The organism is Mycobacterium sp. H4Y (assembly GCF_000364405.1).
Classification (GTDB): Bacteria; Actinomycetota; Actinomycetes; order Mycobacteriales; family Mycobacteriaceae; genus Mycobacterium; species Mycobacterium intracellulare.
In genome coordinates, this window is the sequence record NZ_AKIG01000001.1 from 949,592 (window position 1) to 958,497 (window position 8,906).

An 8,906-nucleotide genomic window follows, 5' to 3' on the forward strand; every position below is an offset into this window, starting at 1 on the left:
CCATAGTGCACGCAAGCGTTCCTCCTGGGGCGGCCGGCTGTGGCGAACGGCATAGGCCCTATCGGGCGAGCCGGCCGGTGACCGGCGGCAAATCCGCCAGCGTCACGATGCCCGGCCTGGCCGCCACCACCGCCGGGACGGCGTTGGTCACCGGCATCGCGGTGTAGATCATTCCCAATCCCATGAACCCGGGCTCCGTCCAGTCCTTGGGCGGCAGGCAGTGCAGAACCGTGCGCATGTTGGGCAGGCCGAACACCTGAATGACGTGCCCGTGCTCGAGCGGTTTGGGCGGGACGACATGGTTGCCCATGGTCCAGTTGAACCCGACGCTGACGACGTTGCGATCGCCGACCCAGCCGCGGTGATAGCCGTAGACGCTGCCGACGGTTCCGGCGGGAATCTTCATGAACCCCAGATCCGAGTCGCCGGTCGCCGCAGTGAACGTGACGTCGAAGGTCATCTTGTCCAGCTTCGCGCCGATCGCGTCGGCCATCATCGCGGCCGACTCGGCGAAGACCTCGCTCTCCCGGCGCACGCTGTCGGCCAGCCCCGGAGTGTCGGGGTCTTGCGAGAACCCCATGGCGGTTTGGGTTTCGGCCGATTCGTAGGTCGAGCAGTCCACCGACTCGGTGATGCGGATCTCGTCGACGCGCTCGCACGAGGCGGACAGCACCATGCCGACCATGTTGGTCATGCCCGGGTGCGCGCCGCTGCCGAAGATCGTCGAATTGCCGCGTCGGCAGGCGTCTTCGATTCGCTTGCGGTCCTGCGGCGTCTGCTTGCCGCCGGTGATCCAGGCCGCGCTGGTGCACACGTTGACCCCCGATTCCAGCAGCCGCACCAGCTCGTCGATGTTGGGCCACAACGGGTTGTAGCAACACGCGTCGGCGCCCAGACCGATCAGCGCGTCGATGTCGTTGGTGGCCTGCACCCCGGTCGGCTGCGGCCAGCCCGCCAATTCGGCGGCGTCGACCCCGACCTTCTCCTCGCCGTGGGCGTACACGCCGACGAGTTCCATGTCGGGCCGCCCGATGATGGCGTGCAGCGAGCGCCGCCCGATGTTCCCGGTCGTCCACTGGATGACGCGTAGGGGACGGTCAGTGCTGGCTGCGCTCATCGTGGCTCCTTTGCCGCTGCGGGGGTGGAACCATTATGCGAAGCGCGCTACCGGCCGGCGCGCGCGCGTCCACCGGGCGGGCTCAGGCGTCCAAACGGGCGAATTGGTGCTGGCTGTACTGCTCCACACAGGCGGCGCGCCGGATCTTGCCGCTTGTCGTGGTCGGAATGGACCCGGGCGGTACCAGGACGAGGTCCCCCACATTCACGCCGTGGTTATTGGAAATCGCCGAGGTGACGTCGGTTTTGATGGAGGTGAGCCAGTGCCTGACGTCCTGGGTCTCCCCGCTGGAATCGCCACGCTTCTTCAGCTCGATGACCGTGACCAGCTTCTCGGTGCTGTTCACCGGCACCGAGATCGCCGCGACCCGACCACCCGTGATCTCTTGGACCGTCGCCTCGATGTCCTCGGGATAGTGGTTGCGCCCGCGGATGATCAGCAGGTCCTTCATGCGGCCGACAATGAACAGCTCGCCGGAGTGGATGAAACCCAGGTCGCCGGTCCTCAGCCAGGGACCGTCGGGCGTCCCCGGTGACGGGTCGACGAGCGTGGCGCCGAAGCATCGCTGCTCGGCCGGCGTTTTGCGCCAGTATCCGTCGGCGACGTTCTCGCCATGCACCCAGATCTCGCCGACCGCGTCGGGCGGGCATTCGCAGCTCGTCTCGCTGTCGACGATCCGGAGCATGGGCGACTGCGGCACCCGGTACTTGACGAGCGCCGTCGCTTTCGCGGTCCCCGTTCCCCTCCCAGGTGCGCACGGCCGAACGCGGCCCGCCCCGAGCTCTTCGGCGTCGAAGTGGCCCGCCGGCGTGGATTCACTCCAGGTGCCGGTCGCCACGAAGACGGTCGCCTCGGCCAAGCCGTATGAAGGACGCATCATGTGGTCCCGGAAATTGAAGTGCGCGAACCGATCCACGAAGCGGTGCAGGGTGGCGGCCTCGACACGCTCCGCGCCGCTGATGATGCCCAGCACGTCGCCGAGGTCCAGGCCGGCGAGGTCTTTGTCGGTGGTCTTGCGGGCGGCCAGGTCGAAGGCAAAGTTGGGCGCCGACGACCAGGTGTGCGGATGTTCGGCCAGCGTTCGCATCCACCTGGCCGGCCTCTCCAAGAACCCGACCGGACTCGTCAGCTCGGCGCGGTGGCCGCTCAGGATGGGCGCGCAGACGCCCAGCACCAGACCCATGTCGTGGTAGAAGGGCAACCACGACACGATCGTGGCCTCCGTCGGAAACTTGGTTCCGAAGTCCACGAAGAAGCTGCGCATCAGCTGTTCGAAATTGGCCTCGAGGTTTCGATGCGAAATCATCACCCCGGTCGGCGTTCGGGTCGAACCCGAGCTGTACTGCAAATACGCGACGGTCGGCAAATCATCCGTCGGAACGTTTGCTTCGCCCTCGACATCGAGGTTCATCGAATCGATTTCGACGATCTTGGGGACATCGTCCATGCGTGCCCGGTCGACGTATTCGGCGACATCCTCCGCGACGTCGGACGTCGTGAGAACCACCGACGGCGACGTGTCGGCGAGGACCGCGCTCACCCGCGCATCACTGGAACCGCGATGCGGCAGCGGCAGCGGCACGGCGATGAGCCCGGCCTGCATGGATCCCAGGAACGCCGCGATGTAATCCAGGCCCTGGGGCGCCAGGATCACCGCCCTGTCGCCGACCGACCCGTGCGGGCCGAGGTCCCGTGCCACATTGAGTGTGCGGCGCGAGACTTGCGACCAGGTGAGCGTCTCGCGCACACCGTCCCAGTCGTGCTGATAGTCGGTGAACGTGTAGGCAACGTCGTGGGGCCGCAGGCTGGCACGTCCGTGCAGCATGGCGAGGATCGACGACTGAGACATAGGCGCGCTCAGTCGGTAACTTCGCTTGCGCCGTGCGACAACACGGACGTGGCACCGGCGAGGATCTGCGAGAGCGGGTCGGCGTCGCCGCCGAAGGTCGCCTGGTTGGCCGGCGCGGTGACCTCCGCCGGGTCGAAGCCGTGCACCGGGTCCACCTGAACCGGGGCGGTCGACGGGTCGTCGTTTCGCGAGTAGCCCGCATTCACGCGGGGAATCAGGATCGCGTCGAGCTTGTTCAGCGTGTCCTCGTCAATCCCGACGTATTTCAGCGGCATGACCAGCGGAAGGTGCTTTTCCGGAACCATGATCGTCGTGTCTTTCGCGCCCCTGGAGTTGATCGTCGTCCTGATGTTCTGCGGCGGCACCATGCTCGGGTTCGTGAAGGCCACCGCCGTGTGACCGGTGGCGAGGCCGAGCAGCGTGTTGGCGAGCGCGAACATGTTGTCCGGCCGGTCGGGGAAGTCCGCGATCGAGTCGTACGCGGCCACGAACCTGTTTGTGTCGTACTGGCTCTCATACGGTGGCGGCATGGTGTAGTCGAGTGCGGGGACGACGCTGCCGACCGGGAACATGGCGGTCAGGAAGCTCTGACCGAAGGCGTGACGCCCGATCGGGTCGCCGAACGTGGCGAAGTTGAGCTTGTCCGGCGGGGGAGCGGTCGGGTCGTTCGCCAGCCGAGCCTGCACGCCGTCGACCACGAACGCGCCCTCCGACAAGCCGATCGCCGTACCCGGGCGGCCGGTGCGGATCGCCGCATCGAGGTTGTCGATTCCCACGTCCACCGACTCGCCGACGCTGGGGCCGTCCGCGCCCAGACCCGGGAACTGCTCATCGAGCTTGCCGATGCCCGGGAAGAGCCGCTCCAGCACGTGCCCCTGAACCTGGCCCGCGGGGTAACGGACGATTTCGCGCTTCTGACCGGGGAACCATTGCGCGCCCTCCTGGCGGATGTACTCGTCGTAGGGGATGCCCAGAACGTGAGCCCCGCCGAGCGCGAACGCAGTCTGGTCGCCCGGGGCCCCCGGGGTCGGCGGACCGCCGATGGGCGACTCGTCGGCGGTCGCGGTATTGACGCCGAAACACCCTGTGGCACCGACGGTTACCAGCGCCGTCACTCCCGCGAGTAGTTTCTTCATCCCTACTCCTGACCGCTCGGATTCGCCTCGTAGTCTCACATACATCATGTGCAGGTGCTAACCGGGCCGCGGCTCGGCGCGTCCATCCAGTGACGGTTTTGGCGACGGCACGCCCCCGTGTGACGGCCACCAGTTCGCCCGTCCGACCAGCGCGGCGATGGCGGGAACGGTGATGGTGCGCACCAAGAAGGTGTCCAGCAAAATGCCCACCCCGATCACGAAACCGCCCTGGACCACGGTGCTGATGCTGGAGAACAACAGGCCACACATCGAGGCCGCAAAGATCAGACCCGCCGCGGTGATCACGCCGCCCGTCGAGCCCAGCGTCCGGATGATGCCGTAACGCATGCTGTGTCCAGACTCCTCGCGCATTCGCGAAACGAGCAGCATGTTGTAGTCGGCCCCCACCGCGACCAACACCACGAATGCCAGCGGGGGCACACTCCAATGCAATTGCTGGCCCAATAGACATTGAAACACCAGCACGCCGATGCCCACCGCCGACAAATACGAAATGACCACGGAAGCAACCAGATACAGCGGCGCGACAATCGCGCGCAGCAGCGCGATCAAGGTGAACAGCACGACGATGAGCGTCACCGCGATGATGAACCGGATATCGTGCTGGTAGTAGTCACGCGTGTCCTTCAGCGCGACGGTATATCCGGCCATCGACACCGTGGCGTCCGCCAACGCGGTATTTGGCTGCGCTCCCCGAGCCGCCGCGATGATCGCGTTGACCTGATCCATGGCTTCCGTGCTGAACGGATTCAGTTTGGTTTGAACCAAATACCGCACCGAGTGGCCGTCCGGCGAAATGAAAACCTTGGCCGCCTTCTGAAACTGCTCCAATTGCAGCAGCTGGGGCGGGATATTGAACCCGGCCATTGCCGGATGTGCCGCATCGCGTTTCAGTGACAACAGAAACGCCGCCGACTCGTTGAGCCCGCTACCGAGCTGCTTGAGTTGGTCGACGAGTTGAGCAACGGCGTCGGCCACCTGGCGGCTGCCACCGGCCAATCGGTTCGCGCCGTCTTGCACAGTGTTCAGATTCGTTTGCATGCCACCGGGTTTGTCCAACCCCATGGAGTGCAACACCTTGGTGAGCTTGGCCAGCGAGGCGCGCACGCGGTCGGTCGACGCCTTGAGCGTCCGTTTGTCCGGGGACTCCTGCAGTCGATGGGCTAACTCGTTGATCGCGTCGAGGTCCGCTTGGTTTTGCGGGCCGACCAGTTGCTCGAACGCCCCGCGGGTGTCGCTGCACGACGGATCGGCATCGCATCGCGGGTTGCCCTGCAGCGCCGCCAGCACCGGGCCTATCCAGGCGAAGACGTTCTTGGCCGCCGAGAAGTTCCAACCCATGGAATTGCTGATCGCGTTGACATGGTCGACGAGCTGGGCCGTGAGGTCGACCTGTTTCACCAGCGCGTCGCCGCTGTACTGGTTCTTCGCCGACGCGAAGGCGCTCTCCAGTTCCTGCACACTCGCGGCGAGCTGGACGACCTGGCCTCGCACGTTGCCGAGGTTGTCGGCCAGCGTGCCCGCGCCGGCGACCAACCGGTTGAGGTCGCCTGTGTGATCTTTGATCAGGGTGGACCCGTCCGCCAGCAGGGTGCCGATGGCGCCGGCCTGATACGTCGCCCGGAATTGTTCCGGCACATTGCCGGTCGGGCGCGTGATGCCGCTGACGGCAGCGACATTCGGCAGTTGGCTGACCCGGTCCGCCATCTGTTCCAGGTCCGCGAGGGCCTTGGGCGTGCGCAGGTCACGCGGCGATTGGACCAGGATGTATTGCGGAATGGACTGATTCACCGGGAAATGGCGATCCAGCGCGGCGTACCCGATGGAGCTCGGCGCCGAAGTCCGCAGGGCCTTGCGATCGTCGTAGTTGTAGCGCACCAGTCCGGCGCAGCTGGCCAGGACGATCAACACCAGCACACTGGCAATCAGATTGGCCTTGGGTCGGCGCACGATGCGGATGCCCGAACGCCGCCAGAATCGTGCGGTCAGTTCGCGCCGGGGTTCGACCCAGCCGCGTCGCCCCGCAAGCACCAGGATGGCCGGCAGCAACGTCACCGCGGCGAGGAATGCCACACCGATCCCGATCGCCGCCGACGCCCCGACCGTTTTGAACACGCCCATCCGGGCGAAGCTGATGAGGAGAAACGTGATGCCGACGGTGGCGGCGGATGCGGCGATCACTTTGCCGATCGAGAACATCGCACGCCGGACCGCCTCATCGGAATTCGCACCCGACCGCAAATAGTCGTGATACCGGCTGATGAGGAAGACCGCGTAATCCGTTCCGGCGCCGGCCATTATGGCGCTGAGGAAGACGACGGACTGGTTCGAGACGCCCGACCCGGTCAGTTGGGAGTAGCCCGCTACCACCGCCTGGGCGATGACCAGGGATGTGCCGATGCTCAGCAACGGCAGCAGCATGGTGACCGCGCTGCGGTAGATCACCAGCAGGACGACGAGCACCAGAACCGCGATCGCCAGCTCGATGGGCATCCGATCCCGAGCGCCGGCGACCGTGAGGTCGGCGACGGTCGCCGCGGGGCCGGTCAGGTTGACCGTCAGCGGCGTGCCGCTGACGACGCGTTGGACGATGCCGTCGATCCGGTTGAACGCGGCATACGAGCTGGGAGTGCCCAGCTCGCCCGCAACGCCGACCGGGAGCACCCAGGCCTTGTGGTCTTTGCTGGTCACGGCCGAGCGCAGGGCCGGTGTGCTGACGAAATCCTGCAGCATCAACACATCTCGCGTGTCCTGGCGCAGCGTATCCACCAGTGTGCGGTAGGTGGCTTCGTCGGCCGGGCCCAGACCCTTGTCGTTGGTCAGGACCACCAGCAGGAGGTTTTCCGAGCCCGACTCGTGAAACGCCTCGGTCATCTTTCGGGCCGTGACGCTCGATGGCGCGTCGCTGGGCAGGATGGCGAGCGGGTGCTTCTCGGCCATCTCGCCGAGCGATGGGAAGGTCAGCGGCAGCGCGACCGCAATCGCGACCCAGATCCCGATCACTGCCCAGGGCCACCGCACCACAAAATCGGCTAGCCGTCGCATACCGCCCTCACCCCCGGTCGGCGGCAACTCGGCCGCCCTCGACCGGGCCCGGTCAAACCACGCGATTTCGCATCACGTGCCATCGAAGTGCTCCACGCTACGCGACGCGTCCCCAGCTCCCGCTGCCGGCGACCCGCACACAGACCGACTTCATCGCTTCCATATAGCGGACAACCGATTTCCGGGCGACCGGGTTGTCGGGATGCATAATCGCCATGACCGTGCCCTCGCCGTACCGGAATATGTAAATGGTCAGCTGATGTGAATACCGGCCGTCCGGGTAGATCCCGATATTGTTTGCGAGTCCCAGGTCGGCGGCGGCAAGAATGGCGTTGAGGGGGGCGGCGCCGCCGTGAAAGAAGTTCGACACCGGAAAGTTTGACTGTGGCCAGCTCAGCCACGGCGCCAGTTCCAACACGCGGTAGTAGGGCACCTTTGCCATGTCCAGGCTGTTATCGAAAGAAGCCTGCGCCGCCCATGCGGCGTCGCCGAAAGAGGCGGCGGCTATCGGCACGGTGATCGGAATCAAGCCGGTAAACCAACCCTGCGTCATGAAATTGTCGGTGGCCTTGCGTGAATCCCGCGGAGTGAGCCCGTAATACGTCAGGGCGCCGGTGAATTCGTGCTCCACCAGGGCGAGGCAGGCGAACAGGCCCCCGACAAAGCGCGCGCCGGCCGCCGCGCAGGCCGATTCGAATCGCTCCGTCTGCGCGACGTCCATCAACAGTTCGGAGGTCATGTCGCTCCTACTGGATTCCTGCGGGTTACCCAGCGGCAGCGGGAATTCGGGAAAGCCCCCATTATTGTTCTCGGCGAAGTCAATCCACGCGCGCACCTCAGGCGAATCAAGAGTCAACGCCGACGTGTATTCGCGTTCGCGGATGCAGAAATCCTCGAAGCTGCCGGCATCGGGAAGAGTAAGGGCCTCACCGCCCCCGCTCAACGCCGTGTACATGCCGTTGGCCTCCATCATCGTGGTGCCGATCAATGTCGCGTCCCCGTGGACATGATCCATGGCCGCAAAGAACGTGAAATGGTTCTCGCTCTGGATGATTCCGAACGTGAAGCAGCCCCATTCCAGCGGATTCGGTATGGCCACCACGTGAGCATGAATGTCCTCAGCCGTCATCTCGCCGTGTTCGACCGGCGCGAATTCGATGTCGGCGGGATCGCCGATGGTGTGCCTGATGAACTCCCCGTCACCGGTGTCCTCGAACCAACTGCGGAAGGTGTCGTGCCGGCGCAGGTACGTGTTGACGGCGTGGTTCATGGCGGCGATGTCGCACGTCCCGGCGACCTCACAGGTGGCGATGATCTGCCGTGAGAAATTCAGTCCGGCGGCCGTGCGGTCGCGGTAGTTGCGAAGGTGTTGGCCCTGCATATAACTGACCGGCACGGAGCTGACCGGGGCTTGTCGGGCCTTTTCGGCGGCCGCGGCGGTCGGGTGCCATGAGGTGACCGAGCCCGGCGTCAGCGTCCAATCATCGAGTGAGCCGATCGTTATCTTCCCGATGCGCAAAACTTCGTCCTCCTCGGTTTGAACTGCCGCGGCACGCTGGCGTCGCGACCAAGATAACCCTCGAAGTGATCGCCGTCGCACCCCTGCGCGGGCCACCGCCTACACTCGCTCACGGATCCGACCGGTCTTTGGCGACCGAGTTGCGGCGATCGAGTTGTGGCGATCGTGCGGCCGGGCGGGGACGCAGGGCGACGGCCGCGCCGGCTGTCGCTGCGCAGT

At 65.5% G+C, this 8,906-nt stretch carries 5 protein-coding genes; all 5 read right to left on the minus strand.

Features of this window, described 5'->3' with window-relative positions; genetic code table 11:
- Nucleotides 1-58 precede the first annotated feature (58 nt).
- Nucleotides 59-1,117 (minus strand): dihydrodipicolinate reductase N-terminus domain-containing protein, encoded by a 1,059-nt coding sequence (locus W7U_RS04325; protein ID WP_008255246.1) that lies wholly within the window; start codon nucleotides 1,115-1,117, stop codon nucleotides 59-61.
- Between the two features lie 82 nt (nucleotides 1,118-1,199).
- Nucleotides 1,200-2,966, minus strand: a complete 1,767-nt coding sequence (locus tag W7U_RS04330) for an AMP-binding protein (protein ID WP_008255247.1) — start codon at nucleotides 2,964-2,966, stop codon at nucleotides 1,200-1,202.
- 8 nt (nucleotides 2,967-2,974) lie between these two features.
- Complete coding sequence (pe, locus tag W7U_RS04335) at nucleotides 2,975-4,102, minus strand: acyltransferase PE (RefSeq protein ID WP_020822102.1); 1,128 nt, start codon at nucleotides 4,100-4,102, stop codon at nucleotides 2,975-2,977.
- 57 nt (nucleotides 4,103-4,159) lie between these two features.
- The gene (locus W7U_RS04340) at nucleotides 4,160-7,168 is read right to left on the minus strand and encodes an RND family transporter (protein WP_051070677.1); all 3,009 of its coding nucleotides are present in this window, start codon (nucleotides 7,166-7,168) and stop codon (nucleotides 4,160-4,162) included.
- A 97-nt stretch (nucleotides 7,169-7,265) separates the two neighbouring features.
- Entirely contained in the window at nucleotides 7,266-8,687 is a 1,422-nt protein-coding gene (locus W7U_RS04345) for a condensation domain-containing protein (protein ID WP_008255251.1), read from the minus strand.
- Nucleotides 8,688-8,906 lie beyond the last annotated feature (219 nt).

Bases quoted from the DNA above. Each gene is read 5' to 3' on its own strand.
- W7U_RS04325 (WP_008255246.1), bottom strand. From the start codon at position 1,117: ATGAGCGCAGCCAGCACTGACCGTCCCCTACGCGTCATCCAGTGGACG.
- W7U_RS04330 (WP_008255247.1), bottom strand. From the start codon at position 2,966: ATGTCTCAGTCGTCGATCCTCGCCATGCTGCACGGACGTGCCAGCCTG.
- pe (WP_020822102.1), bottom strand. From the start codon at position 4,102: ATGAAGAAACTACTCGCGGGAGTGACGGCGCTGGTAACCGTCGGTGCC.
- W7U_RS04340 (WP_051070677.1), bottom strand. From the start codon at position 7,168: ATGCGACGGCTAGCCGATTTTGTGGTGCGGTGGCCCTGGGCAGTGATC.